Source organism: Thioclava sp. JM3, from assembly GCF_002213185.1.
Lineage (GTDB): Bacteria > Pseudomonadota > Alphaproteobacteria > Rhodobacterales > Rhodobacteraceae > Thioclava > Thioclava nitratireducens.
In genome coordinates this window covers 110,855-130,507 of record NZ_NBOB01000007.1, presented here as the reverse complement: position 1 = coordinate 130,507, position 19,653 = coordinate 110,855, and the positions used below count along the sequence as shown (strand labels likewise).

General features: G+C 63.9%; 22 protein-coding genes. 15 read left to right on the top strand and 7 right to left on the bottom strand.

Going from position 1 to position 19,653, the window contains the following annotated elements; genetic code table 11:
- Window positions 1-2: 2 nt before the first annotated feature.
- Both B6V73_RS14575 and B6V73_RS14570 read left to right on the top strand, forming a co-directional pair.
- Window positions 3-1,349 carry an FkbM family methyltransferase gene (locus tag B6V73_RS14575; protein ID WP_088725604.1) on the top strand — a complete coding sequence of 449 codons (1,347 nt, stop codon included), beginning with the start codon at window positions 3-5 and terminating at the stop codon, window positions 1,347-1,349.
- Complete coding sequence (locus B6V73_RS14570; protein WP_088725603.1) at window positions 1,346-3,202, top strand: hypothetical protein; 1,857 nt, start codon at window positions 1,346-1,348, stop codon at window positions 3,200-3,202. Before B6V73_RS14575 ends, B6V73_RS14570 begins: the two co-directional genes overlap by 4 nt.
- A gap of 21 nt (window positions 3,203-3,223) precedes the next feature.
- On the opposite strand, the gene B6V73_RS14565 is transcribed toward B6V73_RS14570, so the two are convergent.
- Entirely contained in the window at window positions 3,224-4,573 is a 1,350-nt protein-coding gene (locus B6V73_RS14565; protein ID WP_199224671.1) for a FliI/YscN family ATPase, read from the bottom strand.
- A gap of 86 nt (window positions 4,574-4,659) precedes the next feature.
- On the opposite strand from B6V73_RS14565, the gene B6V73_RS14560 reads away from it, so the two are divergent.
- The 8 genes from B6V73_RS14560 to flhB are packed head-to-tail and all read left to right on the top strand — an operon-like array spanning window position 4,660 to window position 10,893.
- The gene (locus tag B6V73_RS14560; RefSeq protein WP_088720394.1) at window positions 4,660-5,031 is read left to right on the top strand and encodes a flagellar basal body protein; all 372 of its coding nucleotides are present in this window, start codon (window positions 4,660-4,662) and stop codon (window positions 5,029-5,031) included.
- A 21-nt stretch (window positions 5,032-5,052) separates the two neighbouring features.
- On the top strand, window positions 5,053-5,463 hold the full coding sequence (flgC, locus tag B6V73_RS14555) for a flagellar basal body rod protein FlgC (protein ID WP_088725657.1): 411 nt from the start codon (window positions 5,053-5,055) through the stop codon (window positions 5,461-5,463).
- A gap of 7 nt (window positions 5,464-5,470) precedes the next feature.
- On the top strand, window positions 5,471-5,791 hold the full coding sequence (locus B6V73_RS14550; RefSeq protein WP_088720395.1) for a flagellar hook-basal body complex protein FliE: 321 nt from the start codon (window positions 5,471-5,473) through the stop codon (window positions 5,789-5,791).
- A 16-nt stretch (window positions 5,792-5,807) separates the two neighbouring features.
- Window positions 5,808-6,077 carry a flagellar biosynthesis protein FliQ gene (gene fliQ, locus B6V73_RS14545; protein WP_075775861.1) on the top strand — a complete coding sequence of 90 codons (270 nt, stop codon included), beginning with the start codon at window positions 5,808-5,810 and terminating at the stop codon, window positions 6,075-6,077.
- Between the two features lie 26 nt (window positions 6,078-6,103).
- Complete coding sequence (locus B6V73_RS14540; RefSeq protein WP_240504147.1) at window positions 6,104-6,886, top strand: lytic transglycosylase domain-containing protein; 783 nt, start codon at window positions 6,104-6,106, stop codon at window positions 6,884-6,886.
- Window positions 6,887-6,893: 7 nt separating this feature from the next.
- On the top strand, window positions 6,894-8,984 hold the full coding sequence (flhA, locus tag B6V73_RS14535) for a flagellar biosynthesis protein FlhA (RefSeq protein WP_088725601.1): 2,091 nt from the start codon (window positions 6,894-6,896) through the stop codon (window positions 8,982-8,984).
- A gap of 3 nt (window positions 8,985-8,987) precedes the next feature.
- Complete coding sequence (locus B6V73_RS14530) at window positions 8,988-9,749, top strand: flagellar biosynthetic protein FliR (RefSeq protein WP_233243101.1); 762 nt, start codon at window positions 8,988-8,990, stop codon at window positions 9,747-9,749.
- Between the two features lie 10 nt (window positions 9,750-9,759).
- Window positions 9,760-10,893: a flagellar biosynthesis protein FlhB gene (gene flhB, locus B6V73_RS14525; protein WP_240504146.1), complete on the top strand. Its 1,134-nt coding sequence runs from the start codon at window positions 9,760-9,762 to the stop codon at window positions 10,891-10,893.
- A 78-nt stretch (window positions 10,894-10,971) separates the two neighbouring features.
- Here flhB and B6V73_RS14520 read toward each other — a convergent pair whose 3' ends face one another.
- Genes B6V73_RS14520 through B6V73_RS14505 form a run of 4 tightly spaced genes read right to left on the bottom strand, consistent with a single transcriptional unit; the run spans window position 10,972 to window position 13,463 of the window.
- Complete coding sequence (locus B6V73_RS14520) at window positions 10,972-11,607, bottom strand: hypothetical protein (RefSeq protein ID WP_088725599.1); 636 nt, start codon at window positions 11,605-11,607, stop codon at window positions 10,972-10,974.
- Window positions 11,601-11,978: a hypothetical protein gene (locus B6V73_RS14515; protein ID WP_077701087.1), complete on the bottom strand. Its 378-nt coding sequence runs from the start codon at window positions 11,976-11,978 to the stop codon at window positions 11,601-11,603. Before B6V73_RS14515 ends, B6V73_RS14520 begins: the two co-directional genes overlap by 7 nt.
- Window positions 11,962-12,915 carry a FliM/FliN family flagellar motor switch protein gene (locus tag B6V73_RS14510; protein ID WP_075775855.1) on the bottom strand — a complete coding sequence of 318 codons (954 nt, stop codon included), beginning with the start codon at window positions 12,913-12,915 and terminating at the stop codon, window positions 11,962-11,964. The genes B6V73_RS14515 and B6V73_RS14510 overlap by 17 nt, the downstream gene beginning before the upstream one ends.
- A 2-nt stretch (window positions 12,916-12,917) precedes the next feature.
- On the bottom strand, window positions 12,918-13,463 hold the full coding sequence (locus B6V73_RS14505; RefSeq protein ID WP_088725598.1) for a flagellar basal body-associated FliL family protein: 546 nt from the start codon (window positions 13,461-13,463) through the stop codon (window positions 12,918-12,920).
- Window positions 13,464-13,637: 174 nt separating this feature from the next.
- Between B6V73_RS14505 and fliF the strand changes: the two genes are divergently transcribed.
- From fliF to B6V73_RS14480, 5 genes are all read left to right on the top strand, one after another.
- Window positions 13,638-15,311, top strand: a complete 1,674-nt coding sequence (fliF, locus tag B6V73_RS14500; protein WP_346426027.1) for a flagellar basal-body MS-ring/collar protein FliF — start codon at window positions 13,638-13,640, stop codon at window positions 15,309-15,311.
- A 1-nt stretch (window position 15,312) separates the two neighbouring features.
- Complete coding sequence (locus B6V73_RS14495; protein WP_088725597.1) at window positions 15,313-15,963, top strand: FliH/SctL family protein; 651 nt, start codon at window positions 15,313-15,315, stop codon at window positions 15,961-15,963.
- The gene (locus tag B6V73_RS14490; RefSeq protein WP_088725596.1) at window positions 15,964-16,365 is read left to right on the top strand and encodes a FliM/FliN family flagellar motor switch protein; all 402 of its coding nucleotides are present in this window, start codon (window positions 15,964-15,966) and stop codon (window positions 16,363-16,365) included.
- Entirely contained in the window at window positions 16,362-17,225 is an 864-nt protein-coding gene (gene fliP / locus B6V73_RS14485; RefSeq protein ID WP_088722925.1) for a flagellar type III secretion system pore protein FliP, read from the top strand. The genes B6V73_RS14490 and fliP overlap by 4 nt, the downstream gene beginning before the upstream one ends.
- Window positions 17,226-17,349: 124 nt before the next feature.
- A complete protein-coding gene (locus B6V73_RS14480; RefSeq protein ID WP_075775850.1) occupies window positions 17,350-18,366 on the top strand; it encodes a flagellar motor switch protein FliG in 1,017 nt (338 codons plus the stop codon).
- Between the two features lie 24 nt (window positions 18,367-18,390).
- Here B6V73_RS14480 and B6V73_RS14475 read toward each other — a convergent pair whose 3' ends face one another.
- Window positions 18,391-19,221 (bottom strand): DUF1217 domain-containing protein, encoded by an 831-nt coding sequence (locus B6V73_RS14475; protein ID WP_088725595.1) that lies wholly within the window; start codon window positions 19,219-19,221, stop codon window positions 18,391-18,393.
- Window positions 19,215-19,649, bottom strand: coding sequence for a flagellar biosynthesis repressor FlbT (locus tag B6V73_RS14470; RefSeq protein WP_088725594.1), 435 nt, complete (start codon window positions 19,647-19,649; stop codon window positions 19,215-19,217). The genes B6V73_RS14475 and B6V73_RS14470 overlap by 7 nt, the downstream gene beginning before the upstream one ends.
- Between the last annotated feature and the right edge of the window lie 4 nt (window positions 19,650-19,653).

The following is a 19,653-nucleotide window of genomic DNA, read 5'->3' as shown; positions in this document are numbered from 1 at the left end:
CCATGGATTGCGCAATCATCACCCCGATCGGCCCCGGCCATCGCCAGTTGTTCGAAGAAAGCTGCGCGCCCTCCGTCGAGACCGCGATCGGCTTTTCCAAGGGGCCGTTCGACCATGTCCATCACTACGCGATGGATGACATGCAAGGGCTGCACGGCCGGTCTGCACGTCGCAATACCGCGATCCGGCAAGCGCAGGAGGCGGGCATCGAATGGATTTTCTTCCTCGATGCGGATGACGTGCTGACCCCTAACGCGTTCGAGGCTTTCGGCGCGCGACTTGCCGATGAGCCCACGCTCGATGCGCTTTGGGGGCTGATCTGCGAATTCGACGCGGCGGGCGAGCCGCAACTGCGTGACGGTCAGCCGGCAGAGCTTTCCAGCTATGCAGAGTTTCTCGCCACGCCACCCTTCTTCGCGGTTCAGATCGGCGCTTTCATCCGCACCGAACTCGCGGCGCGCTTCGGCTTCGATGAGGCGATGGATACGGGCGAGGATTACAAGCTTTACCTGCAACTCTGGCAGAACGGGCACTGCGCGAAACGCCCGGAGATCTTCTTCATCAACCGCCGCGATCAGCACTCCACCGGGCCGCGCTCTGCGACCGGAGCCGATTGGGCCCGACAGGTCGAGCGGATGTGGGCCGACGCGGTCGAGCGCGATCCGCTCTGGGCGCCGCTCGAACATCGGGGGGTGGCGGCGAAGATGCAGATCACCAATCCGCTCGACATCATCCAGAACACCCACCTTCAGGGGAGGTTCTTCGAGGATAGCTCGCTCGAGAAGCTGCGCGATCTGATCGGCGTGAAGCACCCGCATATCGTCGAGGTCGGCGCGAATATCGGCAATCACGTTGTCTGGTACGCACAGCATCTGAACCCGGCGCGGATCTATCCGGTGGAGCCGAACCCCGCCGCACTGACGCTTCTCGATGGCAATATCGCCGCGAACGGGATCGACGGCCTGATCGACCGGCGCGGCATGGGCTTCGGCGTTGGCCGCGCGGAGGGCAGCTTCCGCGCCGAATCCACGCAGGAGAACAACCTCGGGGCCACGACACTGATCGCTGACGAAGCGGGCGAGTTGAAGGTCGTGACGCTGGATGCGCTGATGGCCGACGCCCGCGCCGACTTTCTCAAGATCGACGCTGAAGGGATGGAGCTGGACGTGCTCGCCGGGGCCGAGGGGCTGATCGCGCGCGACCGCCCGCTGATCTGGGTCGAGACCCGCCGCGACAACCTCCTCGCCTTCGCGCAGGAATGGTGCCGCGCGCATGACTACGTGCTGGTCGACAGCGTGTTCTACATCCACTCGATCGACTACTTCGCCATTCCGAGGGAACGCGCATGACCCAGACCACCCTCTCACGCAAGGACCGGCGCGCCCGGGCCGCGAAAGCCGCGAAGTATTACGGTATCGCGGACAGCGCAGCGGCGCTGACGATGCACGAAGCCTATGAGGCGCTCGCTGCGGCTGCCGGCCCGCACGCGGCGCGGCTGGCGCATGAGGTCAGCCAGGCGCATCCGGCGAACCGTCACCCGTGGCTCGTGCTGGGCACCGTGGCGCTCGACCGCCGCGAGGCCGAAGCCGCGACGAAGTTCTTCGAACGCGCCCTGCTGATCGCGCCCACCGATCCGATGGGGCTTGCAGGGCTGGGTAAGGCGCGGGTTCTCAAGGCCGACATCTTCGCGGCCATCGATCTGTTTGCGCAGGCAATCGAGCGTGGCAGCGAAGACGTTCCGATGGCCCGCCTCTATGCCGATCTGATGGGGCGGCTCGACCGGTCGACCACGGCCGGACGAAATCTGCGCAAGATGGCTGAGCGCATGAAGACGGCCGAGATCTGGTTCATCACGGCCGACGCCTTCGCCACAGGCGAAAGCAATGCCGAAGCCGCGCCCGCCTACGAGGAAGCCGCGAGACTTTCGCCGGCGCCGATCGCGCACCGCATCGGCTTGCTCAAGGCGAAACTCTTCCGCCAGAACTACAGGGGCCTCATCGTCGGCGCCGATGCCTTGCTGGCCGAGGCCGATCTGCCCCCCGCGCATCGCGACGAAATCGTCACCCTTCGGATGGCGGCTCTACGTGCGTGCGGCGAGACCGAGCGCGCCCTCGAAACCCTCTCGCATCGCTTCGAAGATCCCGCGCAGTTCCAGCGGGTTTTGGGATTTTCCGGCAATTGCCACCTCGACCGGGAAGACTTTCGCGCGGCGCGGATCGCGTTTCGCGAAGCCCTTCACCTCGTTGACGGGGGCGGGCTCTGGGTGCGGCGCGCCTACGGCACCTTCCTGATGGGCGAAGGCGATTTCGCGGCGGGAGCCCCCTATTACGCAGGCCGCCAGCCCGACGCGAACCGCCGCCGCATTCCCTATGAAAATTCCGAGCCCGAGCGGCTCGCCACCCGCGATCGCCTCTTTCTCGTCGACGAGCAGGGGATCGGCGACCAGCTTGCGCTGCTGCCCATCATCGGGCGCGCTCCCCTGCCCGCCGGCGCAAAGGTGACCTTCGTCGGCGAGGCCCGGATGAAGCCCTTGATCGAGCGTTCCGGCCTTGGGATCGCCTTCGCGGAGACCACCAAGGTCGACAAGATGGGCGTCGCTCCGGAGGAAATGATCTTCGTCGGTGACCTCGTGCGCTATCTCACCGTCGAGGCGCTCGCGGCGCGACCGCTTGGCGGGTATCTGAACGCCGATCCGGTGCAGGTCGAGATGACCCGGGCCCGCTATCGCGAGATGGCGCAGGGGCGACCGATCGTCGGCGTCGCATGGCACAGCAGCGACGCGATCACCGGAGCGCATCGCTCGCTCGCGCTCGAAACGATGCTGAGGGCCCTGCCCGAAGGTGCCTTGGTGGTGAACCTGCAATATGGCGACCGCGAGGCGGAGCTGGCGCAAGCCGCCCGCAGCCGTCCTGACCTGACGCTTTTCCACGATGCCGCAATCGACCAGTTCGCCGATCTCGACGGGTTCGCCGCACAGATCATGGCGCTCGATCGGGTGGTGAGCATCGACAACACCACCGCCCATCTCTGCGGTGCGCTGGGGCATCCCGACACCCATGTGCTGATCCCGAAAGGGGCGGCGTGCATGTGGTATTGGGGCCGTCAAGGAAGCCCGGATCGTTGGTATGGAAACCTGCAACTTCATCGCCAGGCGCAGCTCGGCGACTGGAGCGGCCCGCTTTCGGAAATCGCCGCGCTTTAAGGGTCGCTCGGGACCGCGGGCTTACGCGCCCTCGCCATCTACCTCTTCGGGAAGCGGCACGTCGAAACCCGCTTCCAGTAGCAGCCTGTAGGTTTCCGCGAAGGCCCGCATCGATCCAAGCTGCTCCGATTTCCGCTGCGACAGGAAAACCGTCGCGCTTTGGTGGAAGCGGATCGCCGCATCTGTGTCGGGATCGGCGCCGGGACGGTAAGCGCCCACCCGGATCAGATCCTCCATATCCGCATATTTTCCCAGCGCGCGCCGGGCAGCCTGCATGATCCGATACTCGGCGTCGGTGTGGCAGTCGGGCAGCATCCGCGAGATGCTTTTCTGCACATTCACCGCCGGATAGCGGTCCTGTTCGGCGATGTGGCGGTCGAGCACGATATGCCCGTCCACGATCCCGCGCACGGTATCGGCAATGGGCTCGTTCATGTCGTCGCCGTCCACCAGCACCGTGTAGAGCCCGGTGATATCGCCCGTCCCTTCGACGCCGGGTCCCGCCCGTTCCAGCAGATGCGGCAGTTCCGCGAATACGGTGGGCGGGTAGCCCCGGGTCGTCGGCGGCTCGCCCCCGGAGAGGCCGATCTCCCGCTGCGCCATCGCGAAGCGGGTGACGGAATCGATCAGCAGCAGCACCTGCTTGCCCTGATCGCGGAAATGCTCGGCCACGGCGGTCGCGGTCCAGGCCGCCTGACGACGCAGCAGAGGTGGCTCATCACCCGTCGCCACCACGACCACCGCGCGCGCCATCCCCTCTGGGCCGAGGTCGTTCTGGATGAAGTCCTGCACCTCCCGGCCACGCTCGCCCACCAGCCCGATCACGATCACATCCGTATCGGTATTGCGCGCGAGCATCGCCATCAATGTCGATTTCCCGACGCCGGAGCCCGCGAAGACACCCATGCGCTGGCCACGACAGATCGGGGTAAAGATGTCGAAGACTTTGATTTGCGTCTCGAGCTTCGCGCCGACCCGCTTTCGGTCGAAGGCGCGCGGCGGGGCGGCCTTGAGATCGCGCGCCATCTCCCCCGGGGTCCAGCCAGTGCCGCTGCGCACGGGCCGGCCCAGCGCATCCACGACCTGACCGATCCAGCTTTCATCGGGGTGGATCAGATCGCCGTGCTGGTCGAGTTCGACCCGATCCCCCACCGAGACGCCATCCCAGCTGCCGAACGGCAGAACGCGGGTTCCAGCCTCGTTCAAACCGACCGCCTCGGCGAGAACCGGACCGCGCCGCCCGTGCACGATGCAGCGCTGGCCGATTCCCATCGCGCGTTCGAGCCCGACGACAGTCAGCGACAGGCCCGTGACCGAATGGACATGACCGACAATTCTTGCCTCATCGGCCTCGTCAACCGCATAATTCAAGGAAGAAAAAATCGTATTCACAAGGATAAACCCTACCAATCCATTCTCACACCAGTATACTATCCATGAAAACGGAGCGATCCAACGTGAAACTTGATACGATATCCTTTTTTAACCTCGCCTCGGATCGGATGCAGTGGCTTGCGGCCCGCCAGAAGGTGCTGGCCGAGAACATCGCCAATGCCGACACGCCGAATTACCGCGCGCGGGACGTCACCGACTTCCAGAGCTTCCTCGAGAAGAGCGACGCGGCGCGCGCAACCGGCGGCCCGTCGCACGAAACCACCGTCGAGACGGTGAATGCCAGCGGCGCATGGGACAGCAGTCTCGACGGCAACGACGTGGCGCTGGAGCAGCAATCCGTGATCGCGAGCGAGAATGCGGACCAATATCGGTTGGCGGCGAACCTCTATCGAAAGGCCTACCAGCTTATCAACGCCGCCAGCGGCAAAGAGTAACGTGCGGAGCAGACTATGAGCATGGACCCTCTGAAATCAATCGGTGCGATCGCGGCAAGCGGGCTGCGCGCGCAGGGCGAGCGACTGAAGGTCGTCTCGGAAAACGTGGCCAACGCGGATTCGACCGGCTCGACGCCGGGCGCGGATCCCTACCGCCGCAAGACCATCTCCTTCGGCGAAATGGTCGATGACTCGACAGGCGCCTCGATGGTCGATGTCACCGAAGTCGGTCGCGACACCTCTGATTTCGTGTTGAAATACGACCCGGCTCATCCGGCGGCGAATGCCGAGGGTTTCGTGAAACTGCCGAACGTCAACCCGATCATCGAGATGAGCAACATGCGCGAAGCGGCGCGCAGCTACGAGGCCAACCTGAACATGCTCGAGACCGGTCGCCAGATGCGCCGCGAGATGATCGACCTTCTGAAATAGGTGACGCATGAGCGATCCAGTCCTCTCCAACGCAGCGATCCGGGGCGCCTATGGCGCCTCGCGCAACCTGAGCGGCGGTCCTGCCTCCGCGCAGGAGGCCAAATCCGCGGGACAAAGCTTCGGCGACATGCTCAAGAGCGCCGCCGAAGACGCGGTCCAGACCATGCGTGCGGCCGATACCACCGCGCAGGCGGGTCTGACGGGACAGGCCAGCACGCAGCAGGTCGTCGAAGCGACGATGGCGCTGGAATCCACCGTGAAGGTCACCGTGGCGATGCGCGACAAGCTGGTCGAGGCCTACCAGGAAATCATGCGGATGCCGATCTGAGGCAGGCGGGGGCGTCATGGAAGAAGCCGATGTCTATGCGATCATGTCGGACACGATCTGGACGATCCTGCTCGGGGCCGGCCCGATCCTCGCGCTCGCGCTGCTTGTCGGCCTCGGCATCGCGATCTTCCAGGCACTGACGCAGGTGCAGGAGATGACGCTGACCTTCGTGCCGAAGATCGTCGCGATCTTCGTGGGCCTCGTGCTCGCCCTGCCCTTCATCTACGCGACGCTCTCGCACCTGTCGGATACCGTCTTCGATCTCATCATGAACGGGCCCACCTGATGGCGCGGGCGGGGTGGTTTCGCGCCTTGGCGGCGCTTGCAATCGCGAGCTTCGCCGCGACAGGCCCCGCGCGGGCCGAGGGCTGGGCGGGGTTCTACACCTCCAGCCGCTCCGTGCCCGAGGCAGCCACAGTCGTCCCCTCCAAGTTCGGCAATGACCAGCAATGCCTGCGCCAGATTTTCGCGGCGCAGGACCGCTACGGCATCCCCGACAACCTGCTGCTCGCGATCGGGCTGCAGGAGGCGGGGTTTCGCAATGAAGGTCGCTTGACCGTCTGGCCGTGGAGCGTGAATGCCGCGGGCGAAGGGCGCGTGTTCGACAGCCGCGAAGCGGCGATGGCTTGGGTCCACCAGAAGCAAGCAGCGGGCGTCACCTCGATCGATACGGGCTGCATGCAGGTGAACCGCAAATGGCATCCGGACGCGTTTGACTCGCTGGCTCAGTCCTTCGATCCGGCGGCGAATGTGGATTACGCGGCGCGGTTTCTGGTCGATCTGTATCGGCGGACGGGGGATTGGTGGCTCGCCGCAGGCTCGTATCACTCCTTCACCCCGGAGGCGCGCCAGACCTATCTGACCGCGCTCAGGCGCAATCTCGCGGTGGCGCAGAAACGGGGCGACTATTTCGTACGGCTCGCAGGCGCCGCCTCCGTGGACGCGCCCACCATGACCGCCTCGCCACGCCCCACGCGCCGCAAACTGCCCGTCTTCTGGTCGGCCGATCTGACGGCGGATCAGGACATGCGGCTTTCGATCTATTCGACGAACGACCTGCAACCCGTGCTTCCCAATTTCATGCGAACGAATTGAGCGCGCAATGAGCCAAAAACAAACCAGTCTCGGCCAGAACCTCGTGGGGCTCGGCATCAAGAACCGCGATATCGGCTTCGCGATCGGCGTGACGCTGATCCTCGGGATGCTGTTCGTTCCGCTTCCGCCGATCATTCTGGATTTCGGTCTCGCGATCTCGCTGTCGGTCTCGGTTCTGATCCTGATGGTGGCGCTGTGGATCCCGAAGCCGCTGGAGTTCAACTCCTTCCCGACGCTGCTGCTCGTGGTGACGATGCTGCGGCTGTCGCTCAACATCTCCTCGACGCGGCTCATTCTCAGCCAGGGCCATACCGGCCCCGGCGCGGCGGGCGGCGTCATCGAGGGGTTCTCGCGCTTCATCGTGGGCGGCGATTTCGTGATCGGGATCGTGATCTTCGCGATTCTCGTGGTTATCAACTTCGTGGTCATCACCAAGGGCTCGACCCGGATCGCCGAGGTTTCCGCGCGCTTCTCGCTCGATGCGATGCCGGGCAAGCAGATGGCGATCGACGCCGATCTGGGCGCAGGACTGATCGACGAGGTGGAGGCCAAGCGCCGCCGCAAGGAGCTCGAGGACGAGAGCGGCTTCTTCGGCGCGATGGACGGTGCGTCGAAATTCGTACGCGGCGACGCGGTGGCCGGGATCATCATCACGCTGATCAATGTCGTCGGCGGCATCCTGATCGGCGTCGTCCAGCACGGGCTGAGCGTCTCTCAGGCGGCGGGTAACTACACCGTGCTGACGATCGGCGACGGGTTGGTGACGCAGATTCCGGCGCTGGTAGTGTCGCTGGCAGCGGGCCTGATCGTCACGAAAGGCGGCACCGAGGGCGCGGCGAACGAGGCGGTTCTCGGGCAGCTGTCGAACTTCCCGAAAGCGCTCTACATGGCGGCGGTGCTTCTTGGCGGGATCGGCCTGCTGCCCGGCTTCCCGATCGTGGTGTTTTTCGCGCTGGCCGGGCTGCTCGCGGGGCTGGGCTATGTGATGCAGGAGCAGGCCGCGCTGCGCGCCAGCGACGAGGCGGCAGCAGAAGCCCGCGCGGCCCAGATGGAAGAAACCTCGGCCGAGACGACGCAGCAGCAACTCAAGCTCGACGAGCTGCGCCTCAGCCTCGGCGCGGGACTGGTGCCGCTGATCTCGAGCATGGACGCCGCCCTGCCCGGCAAGGTCAAAAGCCTGCGCAATCTTTTCATGAAGGATTACGGCTTCGTCCTGCCCTCGGTCCGCATCAAGGACGACCCGATGCTGCCGACGAACAGCTATTCGATCCTCGTGCAGGGCGTCGAGGCGGCGAAAGGCGAGCTGCGCCCCAACCTCGTGATGGTGATCGACCCGTCCGGCGATCAAGTGAAGTTGCCCGGCGAGCGGATCAAGGAGCCCACCTTCGGGCTGAGCGCGGTCTGGATCGACCCGGCGCGCGCGTCCGAGGCCGAACAGCAGGGCCATACGGTCGTGGACCCCGAGAGCGTGATTACCACCCATCTCACCGAGATCATCAAGGAGCATATGTCCGAACTGCTCACCTATGGCGCGGTGAAGAAGCTTCTGGCCGAGCTGGACCGGGACTACCAGAAACTCGCGAGCGACATCTCCAACCCCGCCCCGGAAATCCTGCTTCAGCAGGTGCTGCAATCGCTGCTGGCCGAGCGTATCTCGATCCGCAACCTGCCGCTCATCATCGAGGCGGTGGCCGAGGCCGCGCCGTCGAGCACCAACCCTGCCGTGATCACCGAGCGGGTCCGCGCCCGCCTTGCGAACCAGATCTGCCGCGCGCTGGCGGATGCTTCGGGCTTCGTGCCGGTGCTGACAATGTCGGGTGCGTGGGAGCATGAATTCGGCGAAGCGGTGAAGATCAACGGCAAGGATCGGACCTTCCTGATGTCGCCGCAGCGCGTGCAGGAATTCGTGCTGGAGGCGCGTCAGGAAATCCAGCGCCACGCCGCACGCGACGAATGGCCCGCGCTGATGGTCGCGCCGGAAGTGCGCGGCTATGTCCGCTCGATGCTCGAACGCGTAAGCCCGATGACTCAGGTGATCTCGCATAACGAGGTGCACCGAAAGGCCGCGATGAAGACGGTCGGGACGATCGGGGCCTGAGGGGTGAGCGGGCTGAGCACATTTCTCGACGCGCAGCTATTCGGCTATCTCATAGTCTTCGCCCGGCTGGGCAGCGCTATGATGTTCATGCCGGGCTTCGGCGAGATGCAGGTGCCGACCCGAAGCCGTCTGGCGATGGCAGTGGTGTTCAGCCTCGCGCTTTATCCCGCGACGCCAGTATTGCCGATGCAGCCCGACAATCTCGTTACTTTCGCGATCTATCTCGGGTTTGAGGTGACGACGGGTATCTGGATCGGGCTGACTGCACGGGTGCTGTTCAGCGCGCTGCAATTTGCGGGGCATCAGGCCGGGCAGGTCTCGGGTCTCGCCAATGCTTTCGCGCCGAGCCTCGGGTCGTTCGAGGGCTCCACGATGATCGCGAGCTTCCTGCTGATCTCGGGCGTCGCGCTGATTTTCGTCACGAACACGCATCACGTCATCATCCGCGCGTTGCTCTATTCCTACGACGTCTTTCCGCCGGGCACCCTGCTGCTGGGCGACATGGCGAAGCAGATCGTGAAGGCCGCGTCGGCCAGCCTCTATATCGGGGCGGCTATCGCGGCGCCGTTCTTCGTCATGGGGCTGATCTTCAATCTCGGGATGGGGCTTGCAAACCGGATGATGCCCGCGCTGCCTGTCTTCTTCGTCGCAGCACCCGCGCTGATCGCGTCGGGCCTGCTGATCCTTGCGGCGGCGTCGCCCAGCATGCTGCATGTCTTCCTCGGCCGGTTCACCGACTGGCTCGGCACTTTCGTCATACCCTAAGGAGCGCGCCGTGGCCGAGGGCGACGAACAGGATAAATCCTCCAAGACCGAAGAGCCGACAGACAAGCGGCTGAAATCGGCGCGCGAAAAAGGCGACGTGCCCTCCTCGCGCGAGACCGGCAACATGATGTCGGTCTTCTCGCTGCTGATGATCGTGATGTTCATCCTGCCACTCGTGGCGGGCCGGGCGATGACCTCGCTTGGTCAGGTCTTCGCCGGGGCGGGCCAGGTTAAGATTGGCCAAGGGTCGGCAGGCGCGCGCGATATTGGCGACATCCTCAGCATGCTCTTCGGCGAGATCGCGGGATGGGCCGCCCCGATCTTCGGCGTGATGCTTCTGGCCGCGCTGTTCGGCGTGTTGATCCAGGGAGAAACCGTGGTCTCGTCGGACCGGATGAAGCCGAAATTGTCGAAGCTCTCGCCGCTTGGGGGGCTGAAGAAGATGTTCTCGCCCGGCGCACTGGTCGAGTTCGCCAAGAGCATCACCAAGGTTCTCGTCATCGGCGTGCTCGCGCTGTGGGTGGCGAAACGCGCGGTCACCGGGATCTGGCAGGGCGAGAATTTCCTGCCCGAGAACATTCCGAGCTACGCCGCCCATTGGGCCGGATGGCTGCTGAGCGCAGCGATGGTGTTCCTCGTGCCGATCACCATCGGCGACATCATCTGGAAACGGTTCGAGTGGCGGCGCAAACTGCGCATGTCTCTCAAGGAAATCCGCGACGAGATGAAGGACTCCGAGGGCGATCCGCAGATCAAGGGCCGCCGTGCGGAGATCGCACGCAGGCGCGCCCGCCAGCGCATGGCGCAGGCCGTGCCGACCGCCAGCGTGATCGTGACGAACCCGACGCATTATGCCGTGGCGCTGAAATACGAACAGGGCAGCGACGCCGCACCGGTCTGCGTCGCCAAGGGGGCCGATGCCGTGGCCGCCCGCATCCGGCAGATCGCGCGCGAGAACGAGGTGCCGATCGTCGAGAATAAGCCCCTCGCGCGTACGCTGCACGCGACGATCGAAGTGGATGACACCGTGCCGGTCGAGCATTGGCAGGCGGTTGCGGAGATCATTGGCTATGTCATGGATCTGCGTCGCAACATCCGGCGCGCGCCGCCGAAAGGCTCGGTCCTGCGGGACGACGAGGAATGAGAATAGGGGCTGAACGCCCCTTTTCCCCAAAACGGATGCAAATTCGGGTAGCTGCGCGGGCCGGAACGCCCGCGCGTTTCAGTTGAGCTTGACGTTGACCAGCTTCTGGTCGCCCGGCAGCTTCGAACGTTCGAGAATGATCTTGGAGACGGCCCGCGCGCGCACCGGGGTCATCGCGGCCATAATCGGGGCGACGTCGCGCTCATTCATCGTGGCCAGCACCATGACCGTCACCTCTATATCGAGGTCGTTCATGATCGAAGCCGCCGCCGCCGGCTTCATGTTCTTGTAGATCGACACGAGGCGATCGACGTCGGCGGTATGCGATTTGTCGACCTGGTCGAGCAGCTTGGTCACCTTGTCCTTCAACTCGGTGAGATGCTGCGACTGGGTGTCGAGCCCCTGCTTGGCAAGCTCGATCTCGGCGCTGCGGGCGTCGAGCTTCTTCTTCTGTTCCGCAAGAAGGTCGCGCTCCTGCCGCACGGACATCAAAAGCTCCTCCGGCGTCGGGGGGCAGCTGCTCTTGGCATCGCCGGGAGCGTCCGCCGACGAAGCCTTTACCGCGGGCGGCTTTTCCGCTCCGCTTGCGAGAGCCGCCTGCAAAAGCGAGTCCGGGAACGGGATCATGTCCGAGGGAAGGCTGGTCGCGAGCTTCGCGCCGCCCGAAAGCAGCAGCACACCGACGAGAACCTGCAGGGGGCGGCTCTTCACCATTGCCCCTGCGCCTCCCGGCGCACGCGGGTCTGCTCGAAGAAGCTTTTCACCAGCTCGGCCTTGCCGGTCACACGGGTCAGCCCCATCGGCGCTTTCGGCGCGGCGCGGCGCGAGTTGAAGGTCAGGGCGGGCGCAGCCTCTTGCGCGGGCGCCGGTTCGGGCGCGGGCGCTTTCTGCGCCTCAGCGACCGCGTCCTTCATCTCCTCGACGGAGAGCTGCGATTTGTCCACGGCCGCGGAGAAAGCGGCGACGAGCGGCTCCATTTCCTCGAGCACGAGCATCAGCTTCTTGACCCGTCGCGTGATCACCACGCCATAGGCCATCAGCCCCACAAGAGACACGAGAATAATCGCGTTAATCAGCATCGACATCATTGCTCCACTCGTCCTTTCCCATGAGGTTCGCGGTCACCTTCAGCGCCATCGACCCGTTCTGCTTCTTGCCCATTTCGCCTTCGAGAACCGGACTCCCGGCACAGAGCAGAAGGACCGGCTGGGTGTCGTCGATCCCGAGGTCGAGCGTGTCGCCCACTTTCCAGTCCAGAATCTCGCGCATCGGTACCACAAGCTCGTGCAGCTGCGCGGTCAGCGCCACCGACGACCCTTCGATCTTCTGTTTCAGCTGCGTACGCCACGAGCTGTCCGCGCCCAGCCGATCCCCGAAGAATATCTTGGTGAGCAGCGGGCGCACCGGCTCCAGCGTCGAGTAAGGCAGGATCAGATGAACCTCGCCGTGGTAGCCTTCGAGGCTGACCTTGAGCGGTACGCGGACCGTGGGACTGTTGGGCTGAGCGATGTTCGCGAATTGCGGATTGCTCTCCATCCGGTCGACCTGGAATGAGACTTCGCAAATCTGACGGAAGCCCACCGCCATGTCGGCGAGGATGCGTTCGGCGACCTGCTCTCCCATCCTGCGCTCGATCGTCGTGAAGCCGTTTTTGGCATCCTTCGCCCGCCCCGTCGGCTGCCCGCCCAGCATCAGTTCGAGCGCGGAGAACAGGAAGACCGGATCCTGCGAAAGGATAAACTGGTCATCCCAAGGATCGGCCTGCGCGACCGCGATCAAACCATGCTTGGGCAGGCTTTTCATCGCGTCGGCGAAGGGCAGGTATTCGACGTCGCCCAGCGTCACGTCCAGCACCGAACCCGTCAGCGACTTGAGCGAGCTGGAGAAGGACAGAACGAAGCGCTCGAAGATCACGTCCAGCATCGGCAGACGCTCGTAATTGAGCATCGACATGCGGATGATCTCGTCCTCGACCTCCGCCGTCGTCGTCGCCGCCATCGCCATGTCCGCCTGCTCCGCCATCGTCACTGCACCACCAGATCGCTGATGAGAACCTCGCTCGGCGTATTGTCCCCGACGACCGCGCGGGCGCGCTTGAGCAGTTCCGCCTTGAGCTTGATGAGACCGATGCTGCCGCGCAGATCCTCGACCGTCATCTGCCGGAGGAATCCGGTGAAGGTATCGCGGATGAAGGGTTTCTTCTCGGCCATCGCGGCTTCGGCATCCGGCGATTCGGGATAGACCAGCGCGAGGTGAATCTTGAGGTAGCGCGCGGCGGAGGCGCCGTCCGCAGTCGTCCCGGTGATGTTCACCACGATGTCGTCGAAATCCAGTAGCGCGTCCCCGCCCGCCGCGGCGCCCGCGCCCGTACCGCCATGGCCTGCCGACCCTGCGGGTTTGCCCCCGGTGAGGGCAGAGACGCCACCGAAAGCGACGAATCCACCGCAGAACATGGCCACGACCGCGAGGGCGCCCGCCGCCATCACGAGACGCTTGTGGTCACGCAAGACACGCCAGCGCCCGGCAGGCGCTTCGGCAAGCTCTTCTCCATCAACCGCCGCATCTGTCATCGGCTACCGCGCCTCTCTTCGTCGAACCTAAAGATAAAACCCGATCTTCATTGGATGTCGTAAAGTATATACATCCAGACTTTACTTGCAATACAAAGATAGAATAGCCTCTATTGCGTAGATGAAGAATAACTGGTGTTCGCCGTGCAGCAATTCTTGCGGAATCTTCAATCCTTGGGACGGCGCAAGCTGCTGATGCTTGGGGCCGTCGGCGTCGTCAGCGTGTTCGCGCTGGTCTTCGGCCTATCCGTCGTGACCGCCCCGAACTACAAGCTGCTCTACAGCCAGCTTTCGCCCTCCAGCGCAGCCGGAATCGTCGACGCGCTCGAACAGGCAGGGTTCAAGACGCAACTGTCTGCAGATGGCAGCGCGGTGTCGGTGCCGGAGGGAGACATGGCCCGCGCCCGCATGGCGCTGGCCGAAAAGAACCTGCCAGTGGATGGCGAACCCGGTTGGGAGCTGTTCGACAACGCAAGCGGCTTCGGAATGAACACCTTCATGCAGCATGTGAACCGTCTGCGCGCGATGGAGGGCGAGTTGGCGCGCTCGATCCAGACCATCGACGGGGTGCGCAGCGCCCGCGTCCATCTGGTTCTGCCCGAGCGCGAAGCCTTCTCGCGCACCAGCCCCGACCCGAGCGCGAGCGTCATCGTGCGCGCCGCCTCCACCCGCGGCATCAGCCGCAAGGAGGCGCTGGCCATTCGCAACCTGATCGCGGCGGCAGTACCCAATCTCGACGGCAACCGAGTGACGGTGCTCTCGGCCAGCGGCGAGACGATCCTCGCGGAGAATTCGGATGCGGCCGGGCAAGCGACACTCCAGTCGAACAAGGCCGCGACCGAAGACCGGATGGCGCGCTCGATCGAGCAGATCCTGACGGCGCGTGTCGGTGCGGGGAATGCCCGCGTGCAGGTCAATGTCGACCTGTCCAACCAGCGTGAAGTCGTGGTGCAGCAAAGCTTCAACCCCGATCAGCAAGTCGTGCGCTCCACCCAGAACAACGCCGAGCAGCAAAAGGGTGTGCAGAATGGCGATACGGGTGTGAACACCGGGAACAACATCCCTGGCGCGCTTGGCGGCCCCGGCGCGAGCAGCACGACCGACAGCCGCAGCAAGAACGGCGAGTCCGTGCAATACGAAATCGGCAACACCCGGCGCGAGACCACGACCGAAGCGGGTGCAGTCAAGCGCGTGTCGGTCGCCGTGCTGGTCAACGGCATATACAACGTGCAGGACGACGGCTCGCTGAAATACGAACAACGCTCGCCCGAGGAAATCGCGCGTCTCACCGCACTGGTGAAATCGGCGATCGGCTACGACCAGAATCGCGGCGATACAGTCTCAGTCGATAGCCTGCGCTTCATCGATTACTCGATGGAAGTCGGCGGCCCGGTCGGCCCGACGCTGATGCAGCGGCTCTCCGACAATATCGTGTCGATCCTGCGCTGGGTCTTTGCCCTTCTGATCGTGGTCGCGGTGCTTGTCTTCGGTCTGCGCCCGTTGCTGAACCGGGCCGACCGCGAACGCGCGCGGCTAAGCGAGGCGCCCGGCGCCGGGGCACTCGCAGCCCCCGAGGGCGAGGCGGAAGCAGCGGCACCCGCGGGCAACAACCTGCCCGCAGCGCCCGCCAGTGCCGTCGCGCCCCGAACGCAGGAGGCCGCCGAGCCCGCAGCGCCCGTCCAACGTGCGGAGCGCTACGATCCCGCCAGGGACGAGGAGCTCGTCACCAACTTCGCGATCAGCGGCGCGATCCTGAAGCGCAAGGTCTCGGCAATCCAGAAGATCGCCGAAGAAGAACCGCAAGAGGCCCTCAAGGTCCTGCGCGGCTGGCTGCTCAACGAGGCATGACATGACGGTTTTCCAGCGAGACTTCGATGAAGAGATGCAGGCGGAAGACGCCCGCCGCGCCGCCGAACGCCTGAGGGTCTTCACCCAGGCCGATCTCGATGCCGCGGCGGCGGCCGCGCGCGCCCAAGGGTTCGAGGCGGGCCGTGCGCAAGGCCGCAACGAGGCTACCACCGAGATCAGGACCTCGCTCGAGGCACGCCAGACCGAGGCGCTGGAAAAGCTCTCGCCGGAGATCACAGCACTTCTTGGCAACCAGCTCGCTCATCAAGCGGCACTGGAGCGACACCTTTGCGGCTTCGCGCTGCGCGTTTGCGAGAAGGTTTTCCCCGAATTCATCGAGAGCTGCTCGACCGCGCGGGTCGAGACCCAGATCCGTCGGGCGATGGAAATCGCGCTGCGCAAACCGAGCCTCACGATCCGCCTCTCCCCCGCCAATGTCACGGGGCTGACGCCGGTGATCGAGGCCAGCGCCGGGCCGAACAGCCCCGCCCTGAACATCGTCGCGGACCCGGCGCTTGCCGATGGCGACATCCATGCCGACTGGGAAGACGGCGTGATGGATTACAGCTTCGAGACGGTCTGCCGCAGTATCCTCATCGCCCTGCGGCAGACGATCTCTCCCCAAGCCACACCAATCAGGAAAGCCGTGTAAATGTCCGACAACGATACGCCCGAATCCACGCAGCCGCCTGAGATTCCGGTAACCGGAACCCAGCCGACGAAGGGCGAAGCCCACGCCGCTGCAGCCGAGACCCTGCTGCATACGCTCGCCAGCAAACACGCCGAGAGCGATGCCGACGGGCAGAACGTCAACGCGATGCTCAATGTCGGGCTCTCGGTGCAGATCGTGCTGGGTCAGAGCCGTATCCCGATCTCGCAGCTTCTGAACCTGAGCCGCGGCTCGGTCATCGAGCTGGAGAAAAAGATTGGCGAGCCGGTCGACGTGGTGATCAACGACCGGCTGGTGGCGCGAGGCGATCTGGTGAAAGTGGGCGACAACCGGCTCGGCGTCACGCTCACCGAGATCGTCAAAGACTACGTCCCGAAACGATGATCCACCTCACGAAGCGATTTCTGACGGCGCAACCCGGCCTGCCACTTGTCGCCCTGACGCTCGTCGCGTCGCTCGCTTTCAGCAGCGGCGCAGAGGCGCAGGAGGCGGGCGGGTTGCTGAGCGACCTAGCGCAGGGGCTGAACAATGCCGCGCCAGGCAGCGATGCATCGGCCAGCCTGAGCGGGCGGATCATTCAGCTGATCGCGCTGATGACCGTGCTCAGCATCGCGCCGGGCGTCCTTGTCGTCATGACCAGCTTCACCCGCTTCGTGATCGTCTTCTCGATGCTGCGCTCAGCGCTGGGGCTGAACCAGACGCCGCCGAACATGGTGCTGAGCGCGATGGCGCTGTTCATGACCTTCTTCGTGATGCAGCCGGTCTTCGACGATGCCTGGACCGGGGGGCTGCGGCCGCTTCTGAACAACACGGTGACCGAGGAACAGGCGCTCGTCGGGATCGGCGCGCCGTTCAAGGCCTTCATGTTCGCCAATACGCGCCCGAAGGACCTGAAGCTCTTCGCCGATCTCGTCCGCGACAACGAAGCGGGGCAAAACGCCGAACCCGCGCCCGAGACGCCCGCGCCTGCCACGGCGGAGGAAGCGAACTGGCGCACCCTCGTGCCCGCCTTCATGATCTCCGAGCTGCGGCGCGCCTTCACGATCGGCTTCCTGATCTATCTGCCTTTCATCGCGATCGACCTCATCGTCGCATCGGTGCTGATGAGTGCGGGCATGATGATGTTGCCGCCGGTGATGATCTCGTTGCCTTTCAAGGTCATCTTCTTCGTGCTGATCGACGGCTGGTACATGCTCGCAGGGAGCATGATGCAATCTTACGTCGCCTATGGCGGGGGTGGCTAAGCCTCTGCGCCGCCCCTATCCTTAGAAAACACATCGCTACAAAGAATAGCGGGCGATCTTGATTGAGAATACAAGGATAGCCTGCTATCCTTGCCGAGACCTCAGAACAGATCGAGCGCCGACGATGAGAACCTCCCGGGATTACAAGAAACTGCGTGGCCCAGAGAAGGCAGCGATTCTTTTCCTCTGCCTCGGGGAGAAACACGGCGCAGGGCTCATGCAGCGGCTCGACGATTACGACATCCATTCGATCACCCATGCGATCTCGTCCCTTGGTACGATCCCCGCCGATATCGTCGAAGAGGTGATGAGCGAGTTCATGGAAACCGCAGGCGATGGCGGCGGCCTCGTGGGCTCGATGGAGATGGCGGAGAGCATGCTCAAGGGGTTCCTCCCCGACGAGCGCGTCTCCGACATCATGAACGAGATTCAGGGCCCGCTGGTAGGACGCAATATCTGGGAAAACTTCTCGGCGCTGAACGAGCAGATCATCGCAAATTATCTCAAGGAAGAGCACGACCAGACGGTCGCGGCGATCCTGAGCAAGGTGAAACCCGAGGTCGCCTCGAAAGTGCTGCCGCTTCTGGGCGAAGAGCGCATGATGGAAGTGCTGGAGCGGATGATCGGCATCGAGACCGTTCCCCGTTACGTCTTCCAGAACATCGAAGAAACGTTGCAGAAAGAGTTCATGAGCTCGGCGACGCGCAATACCGGGCCGGACCCGCAGCAGCGCATGGCCGATCTCTTCAACAAACTCGACAGCAAGCTGTTCGACGACATCACCCAGCGTCTGGAAAAGCGTATTCCCGAGGCGTTCGGTGCGATCAAGGCGAAGATGTTCACCTTCGACGATCTGTGCAAGCTCGACCAGCAGAGCCTCGTCAAAGTCATGCGCGGGGTCGAAGGGCAAACGCTTCCGCTCGCCTTGCGCGGGGCCAAGAAGGAGGTACGCGACTACTTCCTGAGCGCCCTGCCCGCCCGCTCGCGCGACATGCTGAACGAGGAAATGACCGCGATGGGTCCGGTGCGCGGGCGCGAGGTGCAAGAAGCGCAATCCGCGCTTGTGGACTATGCGCTCGAGCTGTCGCGCGAGGACGAAATCCGCATTCCGCTCGACGATGATGACGTGATTATCGACTGAAGCCGTCCGTGACCGGCGACCAGCTTACCGGTAGCGCGAAGCCGAGAAGGTAGCGATCGCAGTCAAATCGAAGGTCGCGGGCACGAATTGGCCCGAGCCCCCCTGCACCGCGCCTTGCATCAGCGTCACCGCAGCATTCCCCGCCGCCCCTCCGATTGAGAAGTTATTCGCATCGGACACAGCGACGAAACGGGAGACCAGATCATCGACCTCTTTCGGGTCTTTGAGTTTCGGAAGATCGAACTTGTCCTCGAAAATCTGTTTCTGCCGCTCGACATCGAGCTTCACCACGTCATTCGGGATCCCCAAAGCGGTGCGCATGAACTGCGCCATATCCTTGTCTTTCAGGACCGAATACCATGTTTTGACGCCGCCGAGCTTCTGCCGGAATTCGAGCACGGACCCGACGGTCTCGTTCTGGTCGCGCTCACCATTGATGAACTGCTGGCTGACATATTGATCGACGATCTTGTCCTGCCACGAGGCCGAGGAGGTATTCGCGTTTGCAGTGCCGCCATTGGTGAACCCGAGCGCATCGTAGAGCTTGCGAAACCGCGGATCGGTGAGCCTGTTGACGAGGGAACTTTTGTCATTGGGATCGCTCGAAAGGATTTCGCGCATCATCGCCTTGCCGAACATCTGGTCTTCCAGATCGAAGGCCTTCATCACGAAACTATAGGCGTCGTAATCCTTCACCAAGTCGGCCGCGGTATGGATATCCCCGATCTTCTCGCGGAAACGGCTGATCGCGCGCGCATGCTGCGGCTCTTGCGCCAGTTGATCGAGTTGCTTGGCCTGCGTCCGATCGATCAGGCTCAGCGCGAGCCGACTGCTCATGCCCGAAATCGTCAGCATTCTTCGCCCTCCAGCGCCGCCGTCGCGCTCGTGTTTGCGGACAGGCGGGCGAACAGTTCTTCTTCGCGGCGCATGACCGGGCGCAGCGCGCTCAACGCTTTGTAATAATCGCCCTGAGACACCCAGTTCGCGGCCTCGAAAACACCGCCAACCACGGCGGCACTGAAGATCGTGGCAAGATCGGCGAGCTTTTCCTGAATGACCGGCACCAGCGTGTCGCGCGTGTCGGCGCGGATCAGCGCGGTCTGGATCAGGAAATAGGCCTGCTTCACCGGGGTCGGCTCGCAGTTTTCATCCAGCAGGTCTTCGGCCCGGATCACGTCGGCAGTGTTCTCGATCTGCAGCGTCTGTCGGCGGTTGGCATTCCGGATGACGCATCCATTGACCACGATCCGCTCGTTCGGTTTCAACGTCAGTCGTAATGCCATGACC

Excerpts from the sequence above, each read along its gene's own strand:
- B6V73_RS14475 (WP_088725595.1), bottom strand. The coding sequence starts at position 19,221 with ATGCTGACGATTTCGGGCATGAGCAGTCGGCTCGCGCTGAGCCTGATC.
- B6V73_RS14570 (WP_088725603.1), top strand. The coding sequence starts at position 1,346 with ATGACCCAGACCACCCTCTCACGCAAGGACCGGCGCGCCCGGGCCGCG.
- fliQ (WP_075775861.1), top strand. The coding sequence starts at position 5,808 with ATGGAAGAAGCCGATGTCTATGCGATCATGTCGGACACGATCTGGACG.
- B6V73_RS14550 (WP_088720395.1), top strand. The coding sequence starts at position 5,471 with ATGAGCGATCCAGTCCTCTCCAACGCAGCGATCCGGGGCGCCTATGGC.
- B6V73_RS14480 (WP_075775850.1), top strand. The coding sequence starts at position 17,350 with ATGAGAACCTCCCGGGATTACAAGAAACTGCGTGGCCCAGAGAAGGCA.
- fliP (WP_088722925.1), top strand. The coding sequence starts at position 16,362 with ATGATCCACCTCACGAAGCGATTTCTGACGGCGCAACCCGGCCTGCCA.
- B6V73_RS14505 (WP_088725598.1), bottom strand. The coding sequence starts at position 13,463 with ATGACAGATGCGGCGGTTGATGGAGAAGAGCTTGCCGAAGCGCCTGCC.
- flgC (WP_088725657.1), top strand. The coding sequence starts at position 5,053 with ATGGACCCTCTGAAATCAATCGGTGCGATCGCGGCAAGCGGGCTGCGC.
- B6V73_RS14510 (WP_075775855.1), bottom strand. The coding sequence starts at position 12,915 with ATGGCGGAGCAGGCGGACATGGCGATGGCGGCGACGACGACGGCGGAG.
- B6V73_RS14575 (WP_088725604.1), top strand. The coding sequence starts at position 3 with ATGGATTGCGCAATCATCACCCCGATCGGCCCCGGCCATCGCCAGTTG.
- flhA (WP_088725601.1), top strand. The coding sequence starts at position 6,894 with ATGAGCCAAAAACAAACCAGTCTCGGCCAGAACCTCGTGGGGCTCGGC.
- B6V73_RS14470 (WP_088725594.1), bottom strand. The coding sequence starts at position 19,649 with ATGGCATTACGACTGACGTTGAAACCGAACGAGCGGATCGTGGTCAAT.
- B6V73_RS14495 (WP_088725597.1), top strand. The coding sequence starts at position 15,313 with ATGACGGTTTTCCAGCGAGACTTCGATGAAGAGATGCAGGCGGAAGAC.
- B6V73_RS14490 (WP_088725596.1), top strand. The coding sequence starts at position 15,964 with ATGTCCGACAACGATACGCCCGAATCCACGCAGCCGCCTGAGATTCCG.
- B6V73_RS14520 (WP_088725599.1), bottom strand. The coding sequence starts at position 11,607 with ATGGTGAAGAGCCGCCCCCTGCAGGTTCTCGTCGGTGTGCTGCTGCTT.
- B6V73_RS14515 (WP_077701087.1), bottom strand. The coding sequence starts at position 11,978 with ATGTCGATGCTGATTAACGCGATTATTCTCGTGTCTCTTGTGGGGCTG.